This is a genomic window from Corynebacterium sp. zg254 (genome assembly GCF_024701495.1).
GTDB classification, from domain to species: domain Bacteria; phylum Actinomycetota; class Actinomycetes; order Mycobacteriales; family Mycobacteriaceae; genus Corynebacterium; species Corynebacterium zhongnanshanii.
On the sequence record NZ_WIAR01000001.1, the window covers coordinates 36292 to 62420 of the forward strand.

Genomic DNA, 26129 nt, shown 5'->3' on the forward strand with positions numbered 1-26129 from the left:
AAGATATGAGTGAAAACACTGGCCACTCTGAGGCATCCGTAGAGACTACCTCTGTGTACCGTTCCGACCTGCTGAAGGAAATGGAAGCAGGACAGAATGATGCATCACCTGCCAGTGTGGAGGGTCTGCCAGAAGGCTCCGCGCTGCTGGTGGTTAAGCGAGGACCTAACGCTGGTTCCCGCTTCCTGCTCGATCAGGAGAACACCGCTGCGGGTCGCCACCCAGATTCCGACATTTTCCTGGATGATGTCACCGTCTCCCGTCGCCACGCAGAGTTCCGTCGCAACGGCGACGAGTACGAAGTTGTAGACGTGGGATCCCTGAACGGAACCTACGTGAACCGTGAGCCTAAGAACTCCTCTGTTCTGGCCAATGGCGATGAGATCCAGATCGGTAAGTTCCGTCTGGTGTTCCTCAACGGTACAAAGGACGCGTAAAGCAAGTCCTTCGCCAACCTAAGCAGTCAAGCATTTTTGCTTGACTGCGACCCGTTTTCGGCAGGGGTTAACTGCCGGACTGTGAGTGCTTTAAAATAGTCACAGACCATAAGCTTTTTGCGTTCATTTGGGAGAAATACGACGTGAGTGCACAGCCACAGCCAGCACATGATTCCGCCGTTCGCCGCGGTGCCGCATCGACATCCGGTGTGCTTCCGACCATTGGAATTGGCGATGTGCTGAAACAGCTGAAGGCTGACTTTCCCGATGTGACGGTCTCCAAGATTCGCTTTCTGGAATCCGAGGGCCTCATCAGCCCTCGCCGTAGCCAGTCGGGCTACCGTCGCTTTGCGCCAGAGGACATCTCCCGCCTGCGCTACATCCTGACGTTGCAGCGCGATAACTACCTGCCTCTCAAGGTGATCCGCGAGCAGCTGGAGGCTATGGATTCCGGCAAGGTCACCGCGGTTTCCTCGAAGCGCGCGGTCCAAGGTGCCGTGAGTGCCGAGCAGATGCGCTCCGTGGGGACACGCCGCCTGACCCGCTCTGATGTGTCTACTCGGGCGAGCGTGGAGGATTCCTTCACGAACTCCCTGATCCGCATGGGGTTGATTAATGCCGACGCCTCCGGTTTCTTTTCCGTGGACGATGTACACATCGTCCAGCTCGCTTACCAGCTGACGGAGTTTGGTTTTGACGGCCGTCACCTGAAGTCCCTGATGACCATTGCAAACCGCCAATATGACATGGTGGCGGCCGTGTCCGAGCCGCTGGCGCATGCGCGTGATGAGAACGCGAAGCAGCGCTCTGTCGAGACAGCACATGAGGTATCGGCGCTGTTGATCTCATTGAACACCGCATTGATTAAGGGGAACCTTGGCTGATTGTAAAGTCCGGTTGCTGGGACGTCTGAGGACTCGCCGTGAAGGTGGGCCAGATGTCCTTCTGTTTTACACTCTGGATTACACTCGCGTGCTTCCGATATGGATTGACGGCGCACGAGACCTGGGAGGGCGCCCTGCCCACGGAAAATTGTTCGCCCAGGCGATGGGGGCTGATCTTGACTCGGGTCGCTGGGAGGCAGAGATTTCCACGGTATTTCGCGGGCAGTTCACCGCCACGTTGACTCGTCAGGAGCAACGACTGGATGTTCCACCGTCGACTGTGGAGTTTCTGAGTCATGCCGGCATCCTGGAGAACATCTCTGTGAAGGAAACCCTGGTGGACAAGATGCTGGACGTGAACCCGGAGTGGGTCCAGGCGATGATCGAGCTTGTGGGGGAGCAGGCGTTTGCTGATAACGCTGATAGCTCTGATGAACGGGGCGTGGTGTATCTTGAGCCTGACCTGGAACCCTTTGAAGCAGACGGCCACACGCCGGAGCTGCAGATCGATGCGCTGAGTGACGCGGACTTCGATGATGAGCTGAAAAAGCTCCTCGGAGAATAACAGGGGAATAACACGCGTGTTGTTACAATTGTGAAATTTGTGACTCGTGTTAAAGTAGACTCTAAACCACTGCTTGAGGCTTTGGTGGGTGTCATGTTGACTCCCACGGCTTGCTAGCAGACAATGACACAGTGGGTTACATGTCAGGAGTGTAGGATATGCGCGAGCGCAACCAAGTCGACACCGAGATGGGCGTTGATGGTCCAGAGCAGGGTGCTTTGTTCGACATCTACGGTGCCGAGGACGAGGTTGGGTACCGTGTGCCCATCGCCTGCCAAGTCGCAGGCATTACCTACCGCCAATTGGACTACTGGGCACGTACCAACTTGGTGAACCCCACCGTCCGTGGCGCTCACGGCTCCGGTAGTCAGCGCCTCTACAGCTTCCGGGACATCCTGGTCCTTAAGATTGTGAAGGGCCTGCTGGACACGGGCATCTCCCTGCAAAATATCCGCAAGGCCGTGGAGAAGCTGGAGAACCTGGGCATCGATGACCTCTCGGGTATCACCTTGGTCTCCGATGGCACCACGGTCTACGAATGCCGCTCCCCAGAAGAGGTCATTGACCTGCTCAATGGCGGCCAGGGCGTGTTCGGCATCGCCGTGCCAGGGCTGCTGAAGGAGCTGAGCGGCACCATCAAGGCGTTCCCCAGCGAGAAGATCACCCCTGCTGCATCCGTTGCAGAAGACACGACCGTGGACGAACTGGCCGCGCGCCGACGCCTGCGTGGCGCGTCCTAACTAAGGCCGGGGGAACTCCAGGTCGCTGAGTGGGACCTGGGCCTCGGCGCCTAAGACCTCAGCGGCGAAACTCGCGAAGGCTGACCCCGCCGATTGGTTGACGATGGTCTCTGCCTCCGGGGTGCTGATCGGAAGAAGCGCGTACGTCGCGCTGCCGTTACTCATCATGCTTACCACTGACGTGTTCACCGCGATCTGGGCGTCGCGCGCCGCGCCGATAGCCTTCGTAGTGTCCTGCGGGATCCATATTCCGGCCATAGTCTGGGCGCTGCCGTGATCAATGGACGCCGCGTCCAGGCGCGCGATGGCCTCCGCATCGCTTAATGCCTTGACCGTTGCCTTAATGCAATGCTGCGCGGCCACCGGCTGGGACGTGTTGAAGCGCTTCGCCAGCGCTTTCGTGGAATCTTTCGCCTCCGGCGTGGCCCACACCGTCATGGTGAAGGAGCCGTCCGGGCAGTGCCGGGCCTGTTCTTCGGTGTCCCGATAGATGGACCAGCAGATCGTGAGCGTCATGATGACGACCGCAATGCCCACGGCGGTCAGCAGCCGCGAGCGCGCAGGGGCGCTCGGCGCTGGTGGCTGTGCATGACGACCCACAGGTAAACCTCCCCACGCGCACGTTGGTGTGTAACTGACTCTGACAGTGTAGCGAGTGGAGGAGCCATTGCCGGGGCACGCCACGGGCGTGGAGGTGAACTGTGGTGGGGTGCGCTGGGCGTCGGATAAAAAATTATTGAACATGTACTGAAAACACGCGTAGGCTTGTTGTCATGACAATTACCTCTCGAGTACTCCAGAAGACTGCACCGGACGCACCCTTCCAGATCGCAGAGATCGAACGCCGCGATCCCCGCGAGGATGACATCGTCATCGACATCAAAGCAGCCGGGATCTGCCACAGCGACATTCATACCATCCGCAACGAATGGGGCGAAGCCCACTTCCCCCTGACCGTCGGCCACGAAATCGCCGGCGTGGTGGAAGCCGTGGGGAATAAGGTCACGAAGTTCAAGGTGGGTGACAGGGTCGGTGTGGGCTGCATGGTGAACTCCTGCGGCGAGTGCGAACAGTGCCTGAACGACCAGGAGCAGGATTGCCTCGAGGGCAACGTGGGCACTTATAACGCCGAGGACGTGGACGGCACCATCACCCAAGGCGGTTACGCCCAGAAGGTGGTGGTCAACGAGCGTTTCGTGTGCACCATCCCGGACTCCCTCAGCTTCGACGAGGCCGCGCCGTTGCTCTGTGCCGGCATCACCACCTACTCGCCGCTGGCCCGCTGGAACGTGCAGAAGGGCCAGAAGGTCGCCGTGGTCGGCCTGGGTGGATTGGGCCACATGGGTGTGCAGATCGCCGCGGCCAAGGGAGCAGATGTGACTGTTATTTCCCGTTCCAAGCGTAAGGAAAAAGAAGCTCTGGAATTGGGTGCGCAGCGTGTGTTGGCGTCCGGCGAGGAGGAGGATTTCTTTAAGAATCACCGCGGTGAATTTGACCTGATTCTCTCCACCATTTCTGCCACGTATTCGCTCAATGATTACCTGAAGTTGCTGAAGCCGCACGGCATTATGTCCGTGGTGGGATTGCCGCCCGAACAGCTGAAGGTGGGCATGGGCAACCTGATTATCGGTGGCAAGGTCCTGACCGGAAATAACATCGGCGGCATCAAGGAAACCCAGGAGATGCTGGACTTTTGCGGCGAGCATGGCCTGGGTGCGGTCATTGAGAAAATCAGCGTGCACGAGGTGGACGAGGCCTACGATCGAGTTGTCGCGGGCGACGTGAAATTCCGCGTGGTCATCGATACCTCAACGTTTGAGGATTAATTTTTATTCGACGCCCAGCTGGCCCTACCCGGCCAGCTGGGGAAAAGCGCACTCCACCGAGGCGAGTAATTCCTGACGGAGTTGCTGCCCGCGTTCCATGAGCGCTTGTTGGCGCCGGACATACTCGGCCCGCCCGGCGGGGGTTTCAATTTTTACGGGGGAAAAGCCCCAATCCGTGAGGTCGTAGGGGCTTGCCTCCATATCAAGCTGGCGCACATCGCAGGCCAGCTCGAAGGTTTTGAGCCATAGCTCGCCGGAGACCAGCGGGCCTAGCTTCGCGGCCCACTTGTAGAGGTCCATGGAGGCGTGCAGGCAACCGGGTTGCTCAAAGTCAGGCTGGGTCTGGCGCGTGGGCTGGTGTTCGTTTAAGGGGGCGGCGGCTTCGGTGAAAAAGCGGAAGGCGTCGTAGTGCGTGCACTTGATGTTGGCAGCCTCCACCACGGCCTGGGTTCCCTCCGCCTCGAGGCGCAGTGGTTCCGGGTGGCGTGGAGTGTCCTTGTAGACCATCGCCCATTCGTGGAGGCCGAAGCAGCCCAGTTGCGCGGGCCGGTGGAGGGTGAGGCTCACGAGCCTGTGGATGTAGCGGATGCCCTGTCCTCGTTTCTCCCACACCGCGTCCGTGTCCAAGGCCCAGACGGCGCCGCCATCGGTGGGGTACTGCTTGTAGAACCCCTTGTGTTGTGGCAGGCGTTCCTGATCGGCCTCGGTGATGCGCAGCTGTGTTCCGGGGCCCGGATGCCATTTCCGCAGCTGGCCGGGCTTGATGGGGTAGTAGGAAAACATGAAGTCCCACACGGGGTGACGCTGGCCCTGCTGGCGCCGCTCCACGGCGTCGCCTGTGAGTTCGTCCACGCGCCGTCTGTGCTGGTCCTGCAGGGTGTGCCAGTGGTCGCGCTCCAGGATCTCGGTCACGGCTGCATTAGTCACGTCTTCTATTGTGGTGTGCGGGCTGGCCGAAGTGAAATCAGGCAGGCTGCCGCGCCGAGGATGATGCCGATGATGGTGAAGCCGCTGATGGCCTCGCCCAGCGTCACCCAGGCCATGAGGCTGGCGGTGGCAGGGATGATCGCAAACAGGATGGAGGCGGCGCGGGCGCCGGCGCGGTGAATGCACGCGGAGTACAAGGTGGTGGCTGCCACCGAGGAGATGATGACCATGGCACCAACGATGGCGAGCCCCCGCGTCCAGTCCTCCACGGGACCGGGCATGAGTATTGTTGCTAAAGCCGCGATCGGGATGGACGCGGTGATGGCTACGGCGGTGATGACGAGTGGGTTCGTGCCGCGCACAAGCCGTCCCTGGTAGTTCCCTCCAACCGTGAGTCCGGCTAGTGCCACGCCCACGCCGATGAGCGGCAGCCCGATCGAGTGATCTTGCGCGATGCGTGGTGCGCAGGCACACACGACTGCTGCGAGTGCAAGGACAAGGGATACGACGCCACGGCGGTCTTCCTTAGACTGTCCCATCACCAGCAGGAGCACTGAGGTGGTGACGGGATTGAGGGCGATCAACAAGGACGCAAGGCCCGCGGAGACCCCTTCTTGGAGCGCCCAATACAGGGCGGTGAATTGTACACCCTGGATCATGAGTCCAGCCACGGAGCAGTGAAGGAGTTGCTGCCGCGAGGGCAGCGGGATGCGCAGTGCTGCGACGAGTCCCCAGAGGACCACGGCGGAGGCGCTAAAGCGGAGAAGCAGGACCAGTCCGAAGGGCATGACTGCGACGGAGGCGCTGCCTAAGGGGTATCCGGCGGCGTAGGTCAGGATGGTGGCGATGGCGAGCCACACGGGAAGTTGTGCTTTCATGAGTCACGATTGTGGTTGAGCGCCGCTGGGAGCACTAGAATGTCAACATGTCATTGACAATTGAGTGCTTGCGCAGCATGGAGGCTGTGGCGTCGTTTAATAATATGACCCACGCCGCCCAAGCCCTCGGTATCACCCGGGCGGCGGTGAGTGCCCACGTCAAGAAGCTCGAAGCGCAATTGGGATGCCAGCTCGTCAAACCCCTGGGGCGGGGGATCATGCTCACCGCCGATGGGGAAATCTTGGCGGCACGGGCACGCGACATCATTACCCTGCACGACGATACGTTCCATGAGCTCGCCCCGCCTCACAGCAACGAACTGGTGATCGCCGCCACAGAGCACACAGCCCACAGCATTGTTCCTGACCTGCTGCATGCCCTTCGCGAGGCACAGCCACACCTGTCCTTCAGGGTGCGCCTGACCCGAAGCAGTAAAGCGCGCGATATGCTGCTCGACCAGCGGGCGGACATCAGCCTCTTCCTACGGCACCACATGCCGGGAGCTCAACACGTGGCGGATCTTCCGTTGGAATGGGTGGGTGTGGAAGGCTCGCCACGGGATGCCATGGTTGCGTTCCACAGGCCGTGTGCGGTGCGGGACCAGGCAATGGCGCACTATCAGGCCCATGCGCCGGGCGGATCTGCCATGACCATTGTGAAGGAGTGTGAGGACTTGGCCAGCGTGATGCAGGCTGTGGCGCACGGGCAGGGGATCACGCCGCTGATCCGCACGATTGCCTGGAGTAAACCGTTTAAGACTGTGTCCTTGCAGCCTTCAGCGGGAGATACCGGGAATGCGGGGAATGCGGGCTACATCGGGCGCGTGCCCTTGTACCTCGCCACCAGCGCGCGTGTATCACGCGCCATGATGCACGAGATCCTCCACATCCTGCGCCAAAGTCTCGGGCGCGTGGACCCGGGGTTGTCAAGCTAATGCGCCGCGTGAGCCCCACCGGACTTCGGGTTCGTACGGAAGCACCAGGCGGTGATACCGGCGAACACTGCCATCGCCAGCACCAGTCCAGCAATTGTTGACCCATACGCGCTGGAATAGGCCCCAGCCGCAGCGCCATTCTCCGCGCCAACGTGGAGGGCATCCATCCCCAACGCACGCAGCTCCTCCGGAAGCCGCGTGCTATACAGCGCCGGCACGATCGAGCCCGTCACGGCAATCGATAGCAGCGTGCCCAGCTCGTAGGACACTTCCTCCATGCTGGCAGCCATGCCCGTGCGCTCCGGGGGAGCCGCCCCAATGATGGCTGTCGAGGCCACGGACATGGTGAGGCCCGCGCCGATGCCCGTGATGATCAGCCCACCAATGAATGCGTAGAGGTGATCGTTGCTCTCGGCGATCACTGCTACCGTCATGCCAGCGCCCATCGCCAGAAAGCCTGTGACGATGATGTTTCTAAAACCCCACCGGTGCAGGTTCGCCCCGCCCAGGGCAGACATGGGAAGCGCCGAGAGCGCCACAGCAGAGATCACCAGACCAGCCTGGAGCGGACTGAACGCATCCACCAGCTGCAGCTTCTGTGTAGTGAGCATTTCCAGCCCCGCCATGCCAAACATCGCGCCGGCAGCCGTGACCACACCACCAGTGAAAATGGGGGAGCGGAAAATATCAAAGGTGAGCAGCGGATCTGCAAGCTTCTTCTGACGCTGAGTAAAGGCCCAGGCGCTCAGCACGCATAGGATCGCTGCACTCAAGGCCAGCGCCACATCGGGATGCGTGCTGGCCACAGATTTGATGCACAGCACCAGAGAGGACAAACTCACCAGAGCATAGAGGGAGGACAGCACATCCCACTGCTTGTGGGGGTTCGGCATATTGGGTGGCGCCAACCACGTGGTCAGCGCAATTGCGATGAGCACGATCGGCACGTTAATGAGAAAGACCGACCCCCACCAGTAATGCTCCAGCAGGAACCCGCCCACGGTAGGACCACTTGCTGCACCGACGACCGCGACAGAACCCCAGATGCCGATAGCCGTGTTGCGTTCAATCTCATCGACGAACGTCACGCGAATCAGCGCCAGCGTCGCCGGCATCATAATCGCGGCACCCAGCCCCAGGAACGCGCGGGCCGCGATCAGGAATCCCGCGGAGGGGGCCACGGCTGCGCTCAAGGAAGCCAACCCGAATACGGTAAGGCCGATCAGGAACATCCTGCGGTGCCCCACACGATCGCCCAAGGTGCCCGTGCCCAGGAGCAGGCCGGCCAGGGTGAGCGCGTAGGCGTTGATAATCCACAACTGTTGGGTGGGAGTGGCGTGTAACTGCTCGCTGAGCGCGGGCAGCGCCGTATAGAGGATCGAGTTATCCAGGCCAATGAGCAGCAGCCCCAGGGATACCACGCCCAGAAAGGCCCAGCGTTGCCTGCGTGTTGTCTGCATGATCTCCTGCGAATCGTTAATCGTCGTGCGTCCAATCTCGAACGGTGCCTACCAGCTCTTCGATGATGTCTTCCAGCGTCACCATACCGATCACCTGCCCGTGCGCGTCTTCTACCGCGGCGATATGACTGGAGGTACGCCGCATGTCTCGCATCGCCACGTCGAAGTTCACTCCGGACTTCACGCGGATCAGCGGGCGCACATCAGACATATCCAGCACCGGATCCTGATCCGAGGTGCCATCCTCAGCCAGGTTATCCAGCATGTCCTTGATGTGGATATACCCAGTCCAGTGGCCATCCGCATCCGTGATGGGGAAGCGGGAAAACCCTGTCTCCGCCACGGCGCGTTCCACGTCTTCCACCTTGATGCGCGGTCCGGTCTGCCGAATCGCATGGATCTGCGACAACGGAATCAGCACTTCCTCCAAGGTTCGACGGGACGACCCCAAAGCCTTATCCAAGCGGTTGGCCTCCGCGGGAGCGATGAGCCCCTCGCTGCGAGACTCCGCAATCATGGATGCCAATTCCGACGGCGATACCCGGGAATCCAGCTCATCCTTTTGCTCCACACCGAACAGGCGCAGTGTGTGGCGAGCCACCCAGTTGAGCATGACCATGATCGGATGCGCAATTTTCATGAAGAGCAAATGCGGTCCGACCAAGTAGGTTGCCACCGTTTCCGGACCGGCCAAGGACACATTCTTCGGCACCATTTCACCCAAAATGATGTGCAAAATCGTCACGATCAACAGGGAAATGGCAAACGCCACCGGATGCAGAAGATTCTCCGGCATACCCAGGGCATGGAACGGCCTCTCAATGAGGTGCGCGATCGCCGGCTCGCCGACTTTACCCAGCAACACAGAGGCCAACGTGATACCGAACTGTGCGCCAGCCAGCATCATGGACAAGTCTTCAATCGCCGTCACGACCGATTGGGCCTTCCGGTTACCGGAGGCGATCATCGAATTAAGGCGATCCTTGCGGGAGGAAATCAGCGCGAATTCCACAGCCACGAAAAACGCATTCACCGCCAGAAGAAACACGGTGAGAAGTACGCCAAAGTAGTCACTATTCACCGCGATCCTCCTTGCTGTCATCCAGATTCAACTCGCGCAATTCCTGCTCCGAGAGGGGACGCACCCGCGCCCGATCCACGCGGCGATTATCCATGTCCTGAACCTCAGCCACCCAGCGATTGGGTAACCCGGACTCAAAACCATCCATGAACTCCCGATCATTTTGCGGAAGCAGCACGCTATCACCCACGGACGGAATCCGCCCCAACGTGGACATAATCAAGCCGCCCAAGGTTTCATAGGGGCCCTCGGGGGCGTGGTAGCCCACCGCATCGGAAAGCTCGTCCACGCGCACCAATCCAGAGATCTCCCAGGACTGGCCGGCCTTGCGCACCTCGGCGTCCTCTTCCTTGTTATCGTGCTCATCCCACACCTCGCCCACGATCTCCTCGACCACGTCCTCAATGGTGACGATGCCCGACGTGCCGCCGTATTCGTCGGCAACCAGGACCAGCTGAGATCCCGCGCGTCGTACATGGTTGAGTACGGCGTCGCCGCCCAAAGAATCGGGGACGGTGGGCACGGGTCGGCATAGATCCTTGACCATGGTCATGGCGCGACGCTCGGCGGGGACAGTCAATGCGTCCTTAATATGAACGACGCCAATGGTCTCGTCCAAATCGCCTCGCACCACAGGGAAGCGCGAATGCCCGGACTCCCGTGCCATCTGGATCAGATCCAGCGCCGTGTGTTCCGCCTGCAGGGTCTCCACGGTGGATCGGGGAGTCATGATGTCCTCGGCAGTCGCCTCGCCGAAGCGCAGAGACTTCTCCAACACGGTGGCCTTCGACAAGCTAAAGCCGCCGGCGCCCGTGGAATTGCGCACGAGGGCGGACAGCTCAGCCGGGGAGCGGGCAGACGCCAACTCATCGGCCGGCTCAATCCCAAGCTTGCGCACGATGGCGTTGGCGGTGGAGTTCAAGGCGTTGATGAACCACTTGAGGCACTTATTGAACGTCCACACGGCCAGCACCGTGGTCCGCGCGGCCGTCAGCGGCTTCGCAATAGCCAGGTTCTTCGGCACCAGCTCACCAAACACCATCGATAGGAACGTCGCAATGATCAGGGACAGGATCAAGGCGATGGCCATCGAGCTGTTTTCGGGAAGCCCGATGGCCTCCAGGACAGGGGTGAAGAACTGCGCCAGGATCGGCTCCGCCAAATAACCCGTGGCCAGCGTGGTCACCGTGATGCCCAGCTGAGCCCCAGACAGCACGAAGCTTAAGTTTCCATGGGCACGTCGCACTAAGCGCGCTGTGGCGTCGTTCTTTTCCTTGACATGCTCATCGACGGTGGAACGTTCCAGCCCAGTCAGAGCGAATTCAATGGCCACGAACAAACCGGTCGCTGCTGTGAGCGCAACGAATCCGAGTAGGCCGACAATGGATAACACAATATCCATCGCGCGCGGTCACCTCCCTTTATCCACCAACGAACGGACTGTAGTCACAAGCTCACTGCGTGTGACGATATTCGGGGACACTCCAGCCTTCGTCATCATCTTTACCGTGTCCTGCTGCACATCCTTGAACGTCAGCGTGACCACGGTACCTTCGCTGCCCGCACGAGCCGTGCGGCCAGCTCGGTGGACATAGGCTTTGTGCTCGGCAGGCGGATCGATGTGCACCACCAGATCCACGCCCTTGACGTCGATGCCACGCGCGGCGATATCCGTGGCGACCAGCACTTGTGCCTCGCCCGAGGCGAAGGCGGCGAGGGTTTTCTCCCGGGTCGACTGGCCCTTATCGCCGTGGAGAGCCACGGCGTGCACACCACGACGGTTCAGCTTCTTCGCCTGACGATCCGTGGCGTGCTTGGTGCGCATGAACATCACCGTCTTCACGCCGAGAGCACCCAGCTCGATGACCGCATCGTTGCGCTCCTCGCGGTCAGCCATCACGCCGAGCACGTGATCCATGCGATCCACTGTGGCCGTGGCATCCCCGGTGGAATGGGTTACCGGATCCTTCATGTACTTGTTGACCAGCACCTGCACATCGCCATCGAGGGTGGCGGAGAACAACAGATGCTGAGCTTCGGGGTCAATCAAGTCCATCAGGCGGGTGACCTGGGGAAGAAAGCCCATGTCCGCCATCTGATCGGCCTCGTCAACCGCCACCACGGACACAGCATCAAAGCTTAAGATCTTCTGATCAATCAGGTCCTGGGCACGTCCCGGCGTGGCCACCAAAATGTCCACGGGCCGCGCCAATGCCGTGATATTCCGGGAAATCTTCACGCCACCCACCACGTCAAGAACGCGCTGGCCCGCCGCATGCGCAATGGGCTCCAAGCGTTGACGGATCTGCGTGGCCAGCTCGCGGGTCGGTGCCAGCACGAGGGCACGCGGTGCGCGTGGGGCAGAGGCACCGCCCTGCAGGCGGGCCACCATCGGAACACCAAAGGTGAAGGTCTTGCCGGAACCCGTAGGCCCACGGCCCAAAATATCGCGGCCCTCCAAAGCCTGGGGGATCGCCGCTTTTTGGATGGGGAAAGGATGCCGGGCACCTTCCGACGCCAGAGCCTTTGCCAACTCGTGAGGCACTCCGAGATCCACGAAGGTCACCGAGGGGTCCGCCATCGTTTGTGAGGACAGCGACGCTGGCGTGGTCGCGGTAGACGCGGCGCGCGTGTTCGCGGAAGCCTGAGCGTTGCCACGCTTTCGTTGCTGTGGCTTCTGAGTGTGCGTACGACGCTTTGGCTGAGCCGAACCAGAACCATGATTCTTCCGGCGCCCGCCGGAAGAATCATTAATCACGCGGCTACCGCGCCGAACCACGCGGCGCCGCGGCGATGAACCAGAAGAACCGTCTGATGAGCCTCGGGGCACTTAAGCTTCAACCTCGCTACGGTCGCCAGACCACAAGGTATGGAAGCTCCCATCACGATCCACACGCTTGTACGTGTGGGCGCCGAAGTAGTCGCGCTGGCCCTGGATCAGAGCAGCAGGGAGACGCTCGGCGCGCAGTGAATCGTAGTAGGACAGGGAAGAGGCGAACACCGGAACCGGCTGGCCCAGCTGGGTTGCGATCACCACAATCCGGCGCCAGGAATCAATCAGCTCGGTCAGCTCACCCTTGAAGTATGGATCCAACAGCAGCGACGGCAGGGCAGGATCGGAATCATACGCCTGCCGGATACGGTTCAAGAACTTCGCGCGAATGATGCAGCCACCGCGCCAAATGGTGGCCAGGTCGCGCGGATCAACATCCCAGCCGTACTCATCGGAACCAGCCTTGATTTCATCAAAGCCCTGGGCGTACGCAACCAACTTGGAGGCGTAGAGCGCGCGGCGGACATCCTCCACGAACTGGTCCTTATCGATGTTCAAGGTCTCAAGGGTGGACAGCTCACCCGACGGTAAAGACCCGATGGTGGCGTTGCGCTGCTCCCGGGCGCCAGACAGCGCGCGGGCAAACACAGCCTCGCCGATACCCGTGGTAGGAATGCCCAGGTCCAGCGCAGCCTTCACGGTCCAGCGGCCCGTGCCCTTTTGTCCCGCCGAATCCACAATCACATCCACCAGCGGCTTGCCCGTGGCGGCGTCCACCTGAGACAACACCTCCGCGGTGATCTCAATCAGATAGGAATCAAGGTCGCCTGCATTCCAAGTCTTGAAGACCTCGGCAATCTCCGCGGGCTCCATGTTCGCCGCATAGCGCAGCAGCTGGTAGGCCTCGCCGATCACCTGCATGTCCGCGTACTCGATGCCGTTGTGCACCATCTTGACGAAGTGCCCAGCGCCGTCAGGGCCGATGTGCGTCACACACGGGGTGCCATCCACCTTCGCCGCCACGGACTCCAACAATGGGCCCAGCGCTTCCCAGGATTCCGCAGGTCCACCAGGCATGATGGACGGACCATTCAGGGCGCCCTCCTCGCCACCGGAAATGCCAGCGCCCAGGAAATTGATCCCGCGCTGGGACATCTCCGCCTCGCGTCGGATCGTGTCCGTGTACAGGGCATTACCGCCATCGATGATGATGTCGCCCTCATCCATGGCATCGGCAAGCTGCTGGATGACCGCATCCGTGCCGGCACCAGCCTGAACCATGATCAATGCACGGCGGGGACGCTCCAGCGAGGACACGAATTCTTCGATGCTCTCCGCGGGAACGAAGCTGCCCGTGGAACCGAACTCCTCCATGAAAGCCTCAGTCTTGGCAGTGGTTCGGTTGTACACCGCAACGGTGTGTCCATTATTGGCAAAGTTCCGTGCAATATTGGCGCCCATCACAGCCAGACCCACCACACCAATGTGTGCGGACCCAACAGCGGAGGAATCGAAAGAAATAGTCATGTTTTCCTATTCTAGCCTGAACGCCACGAGCCATGGCTAGACTACGGGTCTAAGAAGTGTCACAGAAGAAAGGCAACACACCATGGCACCGTCCCCAGATAAGGCAGAAGTGATGAAGCGCTTCCTGGAGCTGTCCACCATCGCCAGCCAACGCGCACTGGACAGCTCTGAAATTGACGAGATCAATCAGTTCACCGCCCTCGCTCCCACCCTGGACCGCACCCTGGGCGTGACCTACGTGGCAATCGAACCGCAGAAGCAAGTGCTCCGCCTTGAAATCGACGCCAAGCATCTCCAACCCTGGGGCGTGACCAATGGTGGAGTCTATGCCTCCTTGGGTGAAACCGCGGGATCGATGGCAAGCTACATCGCCGCAGGCTCTCAGTCCGTTGTGATGGGAACCTCCAACGAGACCCACTTCCTCCGCCCCTCCAAAGCAGGAGACGTCATCATCTCCACCGCCACTCCCGAAAATCTCGGGCGCACCACTCATCTGTGGCGCATCGAGCACGTCAATGAAGCCACTGGAAAAGTCTGCGCACTCACCTTCCTGAAGACAGCCGTGATGCCGAAGACACGCTCCTAAAACAACAGCGCCGCCACTCGATGTGGCGGCGCTGTGAGGCTGGCGTCGGAGATTATAACAATCTCATTAATCGGACACGGCGCGGGTATCGCGGCCCTCGCCGAAGCGCAGATTATCGCGCACCTCGATGGAGCGAATGTTTTCCTTATCCTCCAGCTCACGCAGCTTGCGCAACGCATTGCGGGCGTGGAGCTGCTGACGCGTCGCCACCAACTGCCAACGACGGCGAGACACAGAGTTCAATCCCCAGGAAATGCCGGCGACCAGGCGGTTGCGGAAACCAACCATGTACATCAGGTGCAGCACCAGCCACATGACCCAGCCGACGAAACCGGAGACCTCGGCCTTGTTCATCTTCACCACAGCATTGAAACGGGAAATGATGGCCATGGAGCCCTTGTCGAAGTACTCGAAAGGCTTGCGGGCCTCAGGGGACGCACCATTTTCCACCTCGTCCACAATGGCATTCGCGGCATACTGGCCACCCTGCATAGCAACCTGAGCCACACCAGGCAGGTTGTTGAGGTTCATCATGTCGCCCACGATGAACACGTTGTGGTCAGAGCCCACACTCAAGTCATCATTGACCATCACGCGGCCCGCGCGGTCCGTCTCCACGCCCAGCTGCTCGGCAATGTGCTTACCCAGAGGGGACGCAGACACACCGGCCGACCAGATCTTCGCGTAGGAAGGGATGAAGTGCTCTTCGTCGGTCTTCATGTCCTTGTAGGTCACGCCCTCCTTGGTCACGCTGGTGACCATGGAGTTCAGCACAACCTCCACGCCCATGTCTTCCAGGATGCGTGCGGCCTTGCGGCCCAGGCGCTTGCCGAACGGCGCCAGCACCTGCGGGCCACCGTCCACCAGGACGATGCGCGCGTTGTTCGTGTTGATCTCACGGAACTCATCACGCAGCGTGCGGTGAGCCATCTCCGCCAACTGGCCGGCCAGCTCCACACCGGTAGGGCCACCGCCCACCACCACGAAGGTCAGCAGGCGCTGGCGCTCATCGGGATCATCGGCAATCTCGGCACGCTCGTAGGCGCCGGTGACGCGCGCGCGGATCTCCAGGGCATCGTCAATGGACTTCATGCCCGGCGCGAACTCGGCGAAGTGCTCGTTGCCGAAGTAGGACTGACCGGCGCCGGCGGCGACGATGAGGGAGTCATAGGTCAGGATTTCGTCCTTGCCGCCCAAGTCGGCGTAGACGGTACGGGCGTCGGTATCAACCTTGCGAACCTCGCCCTTGACCACGCGAACATTATCCTGATCAGCCATGATCTGGCGGATGGACGGTGCGATTTCGCCGGAGGACAGGATGCCCGTTGCTACCTGATAGAGCAACGGCTGGAAGAGGTGGTGGTTTGTACGATCAACGATGGTGACTTGAACGTTCTTATCCTTGAACTTCTTTGCTGCAAAAAGTCCACCGAATCCTGCACCGATAATGACTACTTGGTGGCGGCCATTGCTGGCGCGCTGGGTGTTGCTGCTCATGCGGCGGGTTTCTCCTCTATTGGCGCTTCTATGTTCCACACCATCCTAATAGCATCGGGTGGTTTTCACTTAGCCAGGGATGGTCTAGGGGCTCAAGTTCGCAAGAAAAGTGTTGAAAGTGCGGTGTCTTCCAGCGAAAAATGTGGTTTTCCTAGTAACTTCGGGGGAGGTTCCCAGTCTGAGAGCCGGGCGATCGCCGCGGAGACGGTGGGCCCGCCCGCCCAGCTGGTGATGAGAGTATAAGTACCCACGCATGTAAGGAAAGAGGCGACGGTTAGGGGTGAAACGCTCGGACGGATACATCGATCAGCGGCGCTGGCCACAATTATCGCGCACACCAGAGGCCGTGATGATGTTTCGCCGAGCAGCAACGGTCACTCAGCGCCTCAATGCTCTGTTGCGCGAGCACGGGGTGGCGCTGGACTCCCAGACTGATCCCCACATGATTGTGCGCGACGGCCAGCTGATCGATCGCCTGGTCGCCGCCGGGTGGCTGGGGCTGGCCGAAGGCTACATGGCAGGGGAGTGGGATGCCGATCCTCTGTCCGAGGTCCTGAAGGTCCTGCTGACGCAACCGTTCGAGGCGCGGCTGGGCCAATTCCTGTCTCGCCGCCAGCCGTCCGTGGCCGATCGCGCGGGCGAGCCCATGCCGGGGGAACTACCGGAGGGTCTGATCGAGCTGTACGCGGGTGCCACGCGGGCGACGGGCTCGGCGTTGTTTTCCTCCTCCTCCCGCACGACGTCCCGCGAACACGTGGACGTACGGGTGCGCGGGTCAAGGGGGTCGAAGGTGGCGCCTGTGACGATTGAGCAAACCTGGCTTGGCTCGCCCGTGGAGGTGGAACGCCAGGATTTGGACGACGCCCAGCGTAGACGCATTGAAGTCATGCTTGACCATGCTGGGGTTCGCCCTGGGGACAGGGTATTGGAGCTTCCCTCGTCGGGAGGGCAGTTGGCCATCCAGGCTGCGCTGCGCGGCGCACACGTGGACGTCCTGACGGGGGACGAGGATCACGCCGAGGCGGTGATGGCCCGCGCACGTGCCGCGGGTCTGTCCGGTGCGATCCATGTCGAAGTGATTAGCACGCCGATCCCCAGCCCGCGCCAATGGTCGGGCCGCTACGAAGCGATCTTTTCAGTGGAGCGCATGGAGACCGTGGGTAAGGATCGCCTGGTGCATTTCCTGCGCGCAGTGGACCGGCTCCTGGCCGCCGATGGCATCGCAATCATCCAGTCCATCGTGGCTGCGCCGGGCATGCGTGAGACGGCCCGTGAGTCCCTGGACGTGATGCGCGCGTACGTGTGGCCGGGGATGCACTATCCCACGGTGGATGAGGTCCGCTCGACGGTGCTGAAGAGCACGGATCTGAGTGTGACGGCGGAGAGTTACCTGGGGGCGCACCTGGGGGCAACGCTGCCGCTGTGGCGTGCGAACTTCCTGTCACGGGACCGCCAGGCTGCGGCGGCGGGATTTGACCACGTGTTCCGCCGCTTGTGGGATTATCAGCTGGCGCTGCACCAGGCCCTTGTGGAGAGCAAGGACATCGAGTGTGTCCAATTTGCTCTCCGTCCGCGGCGCTAGTCGAGCCGAGTCGGTCGGCGATTAGACCTCGTCCATGTTGATGTGGCGGGTTTCCTTCATGGCGATCACACCGAGCAGTGTAATGAGGGTGACCACGCCGAGGTACACGCCCACCATGTGCACGCCGTACTCATTGACCAGGGAGGTGGCGATGAACGGAGCCACCGCTGCACCCAGGATGGACGACACATTGTAGGAGATACCGGATCCGGTGTAGCGGACATTGGTGGGGAACATCTCCGGAAGCACGGCGGACATGGGTCCGAAGATCATGCCCATCAGGCTCATGCCGATGGCCAGCCAGATGCCCACGGACAGCTCGGTGGCCTGGTCTTGAGCCAGGAACAGTGGGAAGGTTGCACTGAAGATCAGCATCAGAACGGACACGGTGGCCAGGAACTTCTTACGGCCGAAGCGGTCGGCCAGAAGTCCGGAGATGGGCACACAGATCGCGAAGAAGAAGATCGTAATCAGCTGGATTTGCAGGAAGTCCACGTAGGGGATTCCCAGGCCCGCGGTCTTTTCTGGGTTGGCGATGCCGTAGGACAAGATCCAGGTTGTCACCAGGTAGAACAAGGTGTAGGTGGACAGCATGACCACCGTTCCCAGGATCAGCGGCTTCCAGGCGGTCTTGAAGACCGTGCCCAGGGGCAGGCCTACCTTCTTGCCGTCGTCCAGCGCCTTTTTGAACACGGGCGTTTCTTCCAACTTGAAACGGACGTAGAGGCCGATGGCTACCATGATGATCGACAGCAGGAATGGGATACGCCAACCCCAGCTCATGAACGCGCCGGTGATGTCGCCGCTTTCGTGGCCGAGGGACAGCACCAGAATCAAGAAGAGGCCATTGGCGAGGATGAAGCCAAAGGGAGCGCCGAGCTGAGGCCACATTGCTGCCCAGGCGCGCTTGCCGGGCCGTGCATTCTCCGTGGCGAGGAGTGCCGCGCCGGACCATTCACCTCCGAGTCCAAGTCCCTGGCTGAAGCGCATGAGCGCCAGCAGCGCGGGAGCCCACAGGCCAATCTGGGCATAGGTGGGCAGAATACCGATAATGAAGGTTGCGATACCCATCGTGAGGAGGGAAGCGACCAGGGTGACCTTGCGTCCCATGCGGTCACCGAAGTGGCCGAAGAGGATGGAGCCCAAGGGGCGGGCAACGAAGGCCAGTCCGAAGGCCGCAAAGGAGGCCAACAGGTTGACCTTCGGATCCTCGTTCTTAGGGAAGAAGAGGTAGGGAAATACTGCCACCGCAGCTGTTGCGTAGGCGTAGAAGTCGTAAAACTCGATGGTGGTACCAACGGTTGATGCGACGACCACGCGGCGACGCGTTGTCTTGTCATCCATAGGATGTGGGTCTGTGTTCACCGCCGATGCAGTGCTCGTTGTCATAGGTTCTCCTCACATGGAACGCCAGTAGGAACGTCGTGATGGCAAAAACGTGCAGTGCGATTGAGCTGAATCGCTGACGTGATTGTGTTAAGCACCCTAGTGCAGGGCCTTCCATACAGTGGAATGAGCGATGGCATAAATGGGGGTAGTGTGACCATGAGTTTGTTACTCGTTGAGGAAAAACCCTGCTACAGGCTTCAGCTGCAGCTATCGTTTCTACTAGAAATTAATCCCACTGTGTGAGAGGAAATGAGATGGCTACGCAGAACCAACAGTTCAACGTCATCATTGTTGGAGCGGGACTGTCTGGCATGGTCGCCGCATACGAGGCCGCGCGAAGTGGACTGCGGGTCCTTGTTCTGGATCAAGAAAACCGGAAGAATCTGGGCGGCCAGGCATTCTGGTCCCTCGGTGGTCTGTTCTTCGTGAACTCTCCCGAGCAGCGCCTGATGGGTGTTAAGGACAGTGAAGAGTTGGCCTGGCGTGATTGGCAGAACTCAGCGCAGTGGGACGACGCTGCCCATGACTACTGGCCTCGCCAATGGGGACGTGAGTACGTGCGCTTCGCTACCCACGAAAAGCGTGACTACCTGCGCGCCCTGGGGCTACGTTCCCTGCCGACGGTCGGCTGGGCCGAGCGGGGAAGTGGTGACGGTGCCGGGCATGGAAACTCCGTCCCGCGATTCCACGTCACCTGGGGTACAGGTCCGGAAGTGGTGCGTATCTTCCGGGAACCACTGGAGGAGTTCGAGCGGCAAGGCAAGGTAGAGTTCCGTTTCCGTCACCAGGTCGATGAGCTGATCACTGAGGATACGGCTCAGGGCACCAAGGTGGTGGGCGTTCGCGGCTCATTGCTGGCTGAGGATGATTCCGATCGTGGTGTGAAGTCCAGTCGCGAGGTGGTGGGGCAGTTTGAGGAGCGCGCCACCGCCACGGTGGTGACCTCCGGCGGTATCGGTGGAAACCTGGATCTGGTGCGTAGGTCCTGGCCCACGGAGCGCTGGGGCGAAATGCCGGACAACATTGTGGTGGGCGTTCCTGCCCATGTGGATGGGCGCATGATCGAGATCTCCCATAAGGCCGGCGCCAACTTGGTGAACACTGACCGCATGTGGCATTACACCGAAGGCATGATGAACTGGGATCCCATTTGGCCGAAGCACGGTATCCGTATCATTCCGGGACCATCTTCTCTGTGGCTGGATGCCACGGGTAAGCGTTTCCCCACGAATATCATTCCGGGCGGCGATACTATCGCCACGATGGAGGAGATCGGAAAATCCGGCCATGGTTACAGCTGGTTTATTCTCACCAAGGCCATCGCGGATAAGGAGTTCATTTTCTCCGGGTCGGAGCAAAACGATGACATCACCATCAAGACCGTGAAGAACCTGGTGCAGAAGGTGACCAGCAAAGAGACTCACTATGCGGTGAAGAACTTCATGGATCACGGTGAGGACTGGATTCTGGCTGATAACTTGTCCGATTTGGTGACTCAGATGAACGAGCTGGTGGGCCCTGATAATCCGCAGATTGATGAGGATGATCTGCGGCGCACCATTGAGCACCGCGATTCTCAGGTGGATAATAAATACTCCAAGGATGCGCAGATTAATTACATTCGCATGGCCCGCGGCTATCTGGGAGACCGTATTGTGCGTTGTGAGGCTCCGCATAAATTGCTCGACGAATCAAAGGGCCCGCTGATTGCCATTCGCATTCGCTTACTGACGCGCAAGACGCTGGGTGGTATCGAAACGGATCTGTCTGGACGTTGCCTGACCAGTGACGGCGAGGTGCTGCCTGGCTTGTATGCCGCCGGCGAGGTCGCTGGTTTCGGTGGTGGCGGTGTCCACGGAAAGAATGCCCTGGAGGGCACGTTCCTGGGCGGATGCATCCACTCGGGTAAGCGCGTGGGTGAGGCGCTCCGGTCGCAGGTGGAGGCTTTGGATGCCGACGCACGCTGACGATCCAGTGCACTGGCACACCCTCGACGCTCATCAGTGGCGCGATGCCGCCACTCAACACGGGGCGGTGACGGGCATCCGCGCGGCCTTGGAGCGTATCGAGCGGCGTAACGACTACCTCAATGCCTTCACGATCATCCTGCGAGAAGAATCCCTCAGTCAGGCCGAAAAGCTTGACCAGCTTCCCGCCGATCAGCGCGGCCCTCTGCACGGCGTTCCCGTGGCGATCAAGGACGAGGTGGACGTGGCCGGCTGCGTGACAAGTTTCGGAACCTCGGGAAACTCCACACCGCGGACAGAAGATTCTCTCATCGTGCAGCGCCTCCGAGCCGCCGGCGCGATCATCATCGGCAAGACAGCCATGCCTGCGTTCGGCGCGTTTCCCTTCACCGAGTCCCAGCGCTTTGGCATCACCCGCAATCCCGTCCATCCTGCACACACCCCGGGCGGATCGTCCGGTGGGTCGGCGGCCGCGGTGGCCGATGGCATGGTTCCCCTGGCAATCGGCGGCGACGGCGGGGGATCCGTGCGCATCCCCGCCGACCACTGTGGCATCGTGGGCCTGAAACCCGCCCGTGGTGTTGTTCCCTCCAGCCCCTACGAGCACTTGTGGTACGCGCTCGGCACCGCAGGCCCGCTGGCTCGGACCGTCGCCGATGTGCGCTTGGCGTATTCCGTCATTGCTGGGGATAGTGCCGAATCTTATATATCCGACGCCGAGCCTCCCGCGCCGACACCCTTGCGCATAGGCGTCAGCGTGCGCCCGCTCAGCCCGCTGACGCGACTAGTGAGAGAGAACCGGCGGGCGGTGCGCCGGGCGTCGGATATTTTGCGCAGCCAGGGGCATACGGTGACGGACATTGACCTGCGTCACCCGGATCCCGCGCCGGCGTTTCTGGTGCAATTTTTTGCCGGGATTCGGGCGGAGATCGCGGGGCTGGAGCATCCGCGGCGGATTGAGGCGCGGCATCGGTGGACCAGGGTGCTGGGCGCGTGGGCGAGTGGTCCTGTGCTGCGCTGGGCGCTCGCATGGTCGGAGCGCTTTGGGCAGAGGATGGAGCGGACGTTCGCTGAGTACGATGTGCTGCTCACGCCCACGGTGGCCGGGCGGCCCAGGAAGGCCGGCGTCCTGACGGGGAAGGGGCTAGTGGGCGCGGGGCTCGCGAGCATGCCGTCGGTGGCGTATACGGCGGTGTGGAACGTCTCCGGACATCCGGGGTTGACGGTGCCGATGGGGCTGGGGGAGGACGGGTTGCCCACGAGTGTGCAGCTCATCGGTTCCGTCGGGGACCGTGAGGTGGCGGCGTTGGTTCGGGCAGGGGAGCAGCTGATGCGGGCAGAGGGTGCGTCCTAAAGGGTGTTCTTTGGGGCGTCCCTGGGCCGCGTATGAGCGGCGCGCCTGCCACTTTTGGGGGTAAAAACCATTGTTTGTGAAAGAAAAACAATATTTTCAAGACAATGGCTCATAGAAGGAACATACTTTTGACTAGCCACAGCCACTGGCGGTGGCGGTACACGTTCGTTTCTACCGTTTCTACGAGGGAAAGCTACAAGCATGAAAAGAAGGACCACCACTAACGTCCGTCACCGTTCCTCATCGCGCAGCCTGGGGTTGAGGCTGTGCGCTGCGGTCAGCGTGCCATTGTTCGCTGCAGCGGCGTTCGCGCCAGCGGCTAACGCAGCCAACGCCAGCGACATTGGGTCGCTGCAATCGATCACCGCACTGAGCTCTCAGGGTGCCGCGCCCGTCGTGGTGAGGGGGCAGAGCGATGATTTCTACAACATCCATGACGTCAATCCCACCACGCCAGGGGAGATCCTGCGGAAGAAGGAGACTGCTTACAACCGCCTGATGGGAGATGCCGATTTCAATCTTCCCGACAAGGCCACCAAGATCATGTACACCACAACCACGCAGCACGGCGACCTGGTTCCTGTGACCGGCTACGTTGTGGAGCCGAACGTGGAGTGGAAGGGCCCTGGCCCTCGTCCAACCTTGGTGGTCGGCCGTGGAACCGTTGGACAGGGTGACCAGTGTGCGCCATCGCGGCAGTGGCCACTGGACAACCAGCCAGACCCCATCACTGCCGGGCGCCTGGTGAATCTCGAGGGGCTCTATGACTGGGTCTTCCTGAACCAGGGTGTGCGCGTGGTGGTCACGGACTACGTGGGCATGGGAACCGAGCCGGTTCACACCTACATGAACCGTCTGGACCAGGCACACGCCATGGCAGATGCCGCCCGTGCAGCCAGGAACCTGGTGGGTGCCGAGAACTTCGGAAAGATTGGTTTCTACGGTCACTCCCAGGGTGGTGGTGCTTCTGCCGCTGCCGTGGAGGAAGTTAGCACCTACGCTAAGGACCTGGATGTGGCTGGTGCGTATGCGTCGGCGCCACCAGCGGACCTGAACGAGGTGCAGAAGAACATCGACGGCTCCGACCTGGTGGGCGCGATCGGCTTCTCGATCAACGGCCTTCTGGCGCGTTACCCAGAGTTACGTCCGATCCTTGACCAGCACCTGTCTGCTAAGGGTAAGGAGGTGCTGGAGGACCTCAAGACCACCTGTACGGATGAGATTGAGGACAAGTACGGCAATCAGACCACCAGCCAGTGGACGAACTCCGGCAAGAGCCTGGACGAGATCGTGGCCGATAGCCCCGAGGCTCAAAAGGCCATGGACGATCAGCTGATCGGTAAGGGTGTTAACGCGGCACCGATCATGATCATTTCCGGTCGCTACGACCAGAACGTGGAATACAAGCAGGCGAAGACCCTGGCGCGGAAGTGGTGCGAAAAGGGCGGAAAGGTTGTCTACCGCGATGACATCCTGCCTGAAATTGGCAAGTACAACCACTTCATCCAGGCGATCTCTGGTGGTGCCTTTGGCTTCGGGTTCATGTTGGATCGTTTCCGCGGCGTACCGGTGAGCGGCGAATGTCAGATTTCCGACGACGCGGCTCCCGGTGGCGCAGGGTCCTCGCCAACGGGATCGGCTGAGGCGTCTTCGGCGCTGTCCGCCGCGGGATCGCTGGAGCGTCCAGCAGCTGGCTCGGCACAGGCGTCCAGTGACGGTCGTGCCGCCCAGGCGATCGGATCTCTGTTCCGGAAGGGCTCCGGCGGAAGCTCGCTCGGAAGCTCCTAGGCGTTAGGTCGATGCCGGAGAAGGCTAAGCCGGCGCTGATGTGCTGAGTCGGCCAGGGGAGAAACCCCTGGCCACGGCCTATAAACTCAAAGTGTCATAATGTATATTATCGGTATTTAATGACCTTGGGAGAAGTAGTGAACGACGGTGAGTTCCGCCTCACCGTTCACGACAATGAGCTCTCCTGAGGTGTTTAGCTTGCGCTGTATCGCTCATACATGCTGCCGGGTGTGTGTTGCGGTGACTTGCCGAGTGCGCGCTTTGGCGATCAGTAGCCAGCGATCTTGGTTACTGGTTCTGGTTGGAGCGGTTCTTTCGCCTTGATCGCGCACGAAACACACACCCCCCTTAAATCTTCACAAAACGTCACATTGACGAATTGCTGGAAAATCTCGCGCGGGGGCTAGCTCATCGCTGCGGCGATCTGATCTGCCAGGATAATATTGGCGATTGTGAAGTAAATGATCAGTCCAGTAGCGTCCACGAGCGTAGAAACCACAGGAGTGGAGAAAACGGCCGGATCAACTTTCAGCTTCTTTGCCACCAGCGGCAATACTCCGCCCACAATGCATGCCCAGCCGCAAATAAAGACAATCGTCAAACTGATCGTTGCCGCCACATCTGCCGCGTACAGCAGCCACAGAATGGGAAATACCACCAAGCCCAAAAAAGCGCCCAGAGAAAGTCCAACGCGTAGCTCACGCCAAATCACGCGAACCACATCTCGCGGTCTCACCTCATTCACGGCGAGTGCACGCACCACCGATGAGGCCGCCTGTGAACCAGCATTGCCGCCCGTACCAATAATCATCGGCACGAAGACGCTCAACACCACAATCGCCTCGAGTGTGGACTCGAAGGACTCCATCACGTTGATCGTTAAGAACGCCGCGAAAATAAGAACAATGAGCCACACGCCACGCTTCTTAGCCAGCGTGAACACAGTCGCATTCAAGTAAGGCTCATTCAGCGGCTCGGCACCACCGGCGCGATATGCATCCTCGGTGGCCTCTTCTTCCAGGACCTCCATGGCGTCATCAACCGTCAAGAAGCCCAGCAGGCGTTGCTCATCATCCACAATCGGCAACACCAGAAGGTCAGCCTCCTGCATCAAGCGCGCAGCGACTTCCTGGTCCACCACTGCGTTGACCTGATGCTTTTCCTCCAGGAGAAGCTCATCCATAATGGTTCCGTCGTTCGCCGCCACAATCGTGGACAAGTGAACCAGCCCCACGAGGCGCCGATTATTATCAGTGACGGCGATCGTTGGCATCGACACATGATGCGATTGCAACTTAGCCAGCGCCTCTTCGCGACTCACCGAACGATCGAGAACCGTGGGCGTCGGGGTCATAAGGCGACCCACTGACTCCTTGGGGTAACCCAGCAACGCCGAGGTACGCTTACGCTCCTGGTCATCCAAACCATCAAGCAGACGAGCTGCTACCTTGGCGGGCATCTCCTCGAGAACCTGGACACGGTCATCCACCTCGAGATTCTCGAACAACTCCTCTACATTCTCATGGCGCATTACTTCCAAAAGTTCTGCCTGGTGAGGTGGATCCAGATGCTCGAATACAGTGAGGGCGCGATCTTTCGGCAACAATCGAAACGCGACAACTTGGGATCTATGGGGCAAAAAGCCCAGCTCGCCAGCAATGTCGACAGAACTCTGGGATGTAAGCCACTGCTTTATCCCCTTGAGATCATTCGCACTGATTAAATCTTGCAAATCTGGACCGGTAGTCATTATCTACCCTCCTTTAGTGTAAGAATCCCACAACTGCCACGCAGTTAACGCAGCGATGATACCACAGGTAGCAGCAAAGGCGTAGTGTACCCAGGTCTTTTCGCCAAGAAGAAGGAAGATAATAAAAGCAATCAGCACCACAAGGCGCATGATGCGAGAATAAAGGACAAGCTGAGGATTCAT

General features: G+C 60.3%; 23 protein-coding genes. 11 read left to right on the forward strand and 12 right to left on the reverse strand.

All coding sequences use genetic code 11. The features are described 5' to 3' along the window. Nucleotides 1-5 precede the first annotated feature (5 nt). The 4 genes from odhI (at nucleotide 6) to GC425_RS00195 (ending at nucleotide 2626) form a co-directional block, all read left to right on the forward strand. Nucleotides 6-437, forward strand: a complete 432-nt coding sequence (gene odhI / locus GC425_RS00180; protein WP_151841463.1) for an oxoglutarate dehydrogenase inhibitor Odhl — start codon at nucleotides 6-8, stop codon at nucleotides 435-437. Between the two features lie 143 nt (nucleotides 438-580). Further along, entirely contained in the window at nucleotides 581-1321 is a 741-nt protein-coding gene (locus GC425_RS00185) for a MerR family transcriptional regulator (RefSeq protein WP_151844203.1), read from the forward strand. 88 nt (nucleotides 1322-1409) lie between these two features. Then, the gene (locus tag GC425_RS00190; protein ID WP_151844202.1) at nucleotides 1410-1886 is read left to right on the forward strand and encodes a hypothetical protein; all 477 of its coding nucleotides are present in this window, start codon (nucleotides 1410-1412) and stop codon (nucleotides 1884-1886) included. 158 nt (nucleotides 1887-2044) lie between these two features. After that, nucleotides 2045-2626, forward strand: a complete 582-nt coding sequence (locus GC425_RS00195) for a MerR family transcriptional regulator (protein WP_374707617.1) — start codon at nucleotides 2045-2047, stop codon at nucleotides 2624-2626. Here the strand turns inward: GC425_RS00195 and GC425_RS00200 are convergent, their stop codons facing one another. Beyond that, nucleotides 2627-3226: a hypothetical protein gene (locus GC425_RS00200; protein ID WP_151844201.1), complete on the reverse strand. Its 600-nt coding sequence runs from the start codon at nucleotides 3224-3226 to the stop codon at nucleotides 2627-2629. 173 nt (nucleotides 3227-3399) lie between these two features. On the opposite strand from GC425_RS00200, the gene GC425_RS00205 reads away from it, so the two are divergent. After that, nucleotides 3400-4452 carry an NAD(P)-dependent alcohol dehydrogenase gene (locus GC425_RS00205; RefSeq protein WP_151844200.1) on the forward strand — a complete coding sequence of 351 codons (1053 nt, stop codon included), beginning with the start codon at nucleotides 3400-3402 and terminating at the stop codon, nucleotides 4450-4452. A gap of 24 nt (nucleotides 4453-4476) precedes the next feature. Here GC425_RS00205 and GC425_RS00210 read toward each other — a convergent pair whose 3' ends face one another. Beyond that, nucleotides 4477-5379, reverse strand: a complete 903-nt coding sequence (locus GC425_RS00210; RefSeq protein WP_225723432.1) for a 3-methyladenine DNA glycosylase — start codon at nucleotides 5377-5379, stop codon at nucleotides 4477-4479. Nucleotides 5380-5384: 5 nt separating this feature from the next. After that, complete coding sequence (locus tag GC425_RS00215) at nucleotides 5385-6257, reverse strand: DMT family transporter (protein ID WP_151844199.1); 873 nt, start codon at nucleotides 6255-6257, stop codon at nucleotides 5385-5387. Nucleotides 6258-6304: 47 nt separating this feature from the next. Here GC425_RS00215 and GC425_RS00220 point away from each other — a divergent pair, with 47 nt between their 5' ends. Beyond that, a complete protein-coding gene (locus tag GC425_RS00220) occupies nucleotides 6305-7192 on the forward strand; it encodes a LysR family transcriptional regulator (protein WP_151844198.1) in 888 nt (295 codons plus the stop codon). Here the strand turns inward: GC425_RS00220 and GC425_RS00225 are convergent. The 5 genes from GC425_RS00225 to gndA form a co-directional block, all read right to left on the reverse strand. Then, nucleotides 7189-8652, reverse strand: coding sequence for an MFS transporter (locus GC425_RS00225; RefSeq protein WP_151844197.1), 1464 nt, complete (start codon nucleotides 8650-8652; stop codon nucleotides 7189-7191). The genes GC425_RS00220 and GC425_RS00225 overlap by 4 nt on opposite strands. A gap of 16 nt (nucleotides 8653-8668) precedes the next feature. Further along, entirely contained in the window at nucleotides 8669-9733 is a 1065-nt protein-coding gene (locus GC425_RS00230) for a hemolysin family protein (protein ID WP_257821479.1), read from the reverse strand. Continuing rightward, entirely contained in the window at nucleotides 9726-11135 is a 1410-nt protein-coding gene (locus tag GC425_RS00235; protein WP_151844195.1) for a hemolysin family protein, read from the reverse strand. The genes GC425_RS00230 and GC425_RS00235 overlap by 8 nt, the downstream gene beginning before the upstream one ends. A gap of 9 nt (nucleotides 11136-11144) precedes the next feature. Continuing rightward, on the reverse strand, nucleotides 11145-12314 hold the full coding sequence (locus GC425_RS00240) for a DEAD/DEAH box helicase (protein WP_257822376.1): 1170 nt from the start codon (nucleotides 12312-12314) through the stop codon (nucleotides 11145-11147). A gap of 249 nt (nucleotides 12315-12563) precedes the next feature. Beyond that, nucleotides 12564-14033: an NADP-dependent phosphogluconate dehydrogenase gene (gndA, locus tag GC425_RS00245; RefSeq protein WP_151844194.1), complete on the reverse strand. Its 1470-nt coding sequence runs from the start codon at nucleotides 14031-14033 to the stop codon at nucleotides 12564-12566. Nucleotides 14034-14115: 82 nt separating this feature from the next. Between gndA and GC425_RS00250 the strand changes: the two genes are divergently transcribed. After that, nucleotides 14116-14619 carry a PaaI family thioesterase gene (locus tag GC425_RS00250; protein WP_151843462.1) on the forward strand — a complete coding sequence of 168 codons (504 nt, stop codon included), beginning with the start codon at nucleotides 14116-14118 and terminating at the stop codon, nucleotides 14617-14619. A 66-nt stretch (nucleotides 14620-14685) separates the two neighbouring features. Here GC425_RS00250 and GC425_RS00255 read toward each other — a convergent pair whose 3' ends face one another. Continuing rightward, nucleotides 14686-16116 carry an NAD(P)/FAD-dependent oxidoreductase gene (locus tag GC425_RS00255; RefSeq protein ID WP_257821480.1) on the reverse strand — a complete coding sequence of 477 codons (1431 nt, stop codon included), beginning with the start codon at nucleotides 16114-16116 and terminating at the stop codon, nucleotides 14686-14688. A gap of 280 nt (nucleotides 16117-16396) precedes the next feature. Between GC425_RS00255 and GC425_RS00260 the strand changes: the two genes are divergently transcribed. Further along, the gene (locus GC425_RS00260; protein WP_225723434.1) at nucleotides 16397-17698 is read left to right on the forward strand and encodes a class I SAM-dependent methyltransferase; all 1302 of its coding nucleotides are present in this window, start codon (nucleotides 16397-16399) and stop codon (nucleotides 17696-17698) included. Between the two features lie 21 nt (nucleotides 17699-17719). On the opposite strand, the gene GC425_RS00265 is transcribed toward GC425_RS00260, so the two are convergent. Continuing rightward, on the reverse strand, nucleotides 17720-19087 hold the full coding sequence (locus GC425_RS00265; protein ID WP_151841476.1) for an MFS transporter: 1368 nt from the start codon (nucleotides 19085-19087) through the stop codon (nucleotides 17720-17722). A gap of 254 nt (nucleotides 19088-19341) precedes the next feature. On the opposite strand from GC425_RS00265, the gene GC425_RS00270 reads away from it, so the two are divergent. The 3 genes from GC425_RS00270 to GC425_RS00280 all read left to right on the forward strand — a co-directional run bounded on the left by GC425_RS00270 (nucleotide 19342) and on the right by GC425_RS00280 (nucleotide 24196). Continuing rightward, nucleotides 19342-21054, forward strand: coding sequence for an FAD-binding dehydrogenase (locus tag GC425_RS00270; RefSeq protein WP_151844193.1), 1713 nt, complete (start codon nucleotides 19342-19344; stop codon nucleotides 21052-21054). Beyond that, nucleotides 21038-22408, forward strand: coding sequence for an amidase family protein (locus GC425_RS00275; RefSeq protein ID WP_151844192.1), 1371 nt, complete (start codon nucleotides 21038-21040; stop codon nucleotides 22406-22408). The genes GC425_RS00270 and GC425_RS00275 overlap by 17 nt, the downstream gene beginning before the upstream one ends. 201 nt (nucleotides 22409-22609) lie before the next feature. Beyond that, complete coding sequence (locus GC425_RS00280; RefSeq protein WP_151844191.1) at nucleotides 22610-24196, forward strand: lipase family protein; 1587 nt, start codon at nucleotides 22610-22612, stop codon at nucleotides 24194-24196. A 403-nt stretch (nucleotides 24197-24599) separates the two neighbouring features. Here the strand turns inward: GC425_RS00280 and mgtE are convergent, their stop codons facing one another. Then, the gene (gene mgtE, locus GC425_RS00285; RefSeq protein WP_151844190.1) at nucleotides 24600-25946 is read right to left on the reverse strand and encodes a magnesium transporter; all 1347 of its coding nucleotides are present in this window, start codon (nucleotides 25944-25946) and stop codon (nucleotides 24600-24602) included. Nucleotides 25947-25949: 3 nt separating this feature from the next. Continuing rightward, the gene (locus GC425_RS00290; protein ID WP_151844189.1) at nucleotides 25950-26129 is read right to left on the reverse strand and encodes a hypothetical protein; all 180 of its coding nucleotides are present in this window, start codon (nucleotides 26127-26129) and stop codon (nucleotides 25950-25952) included.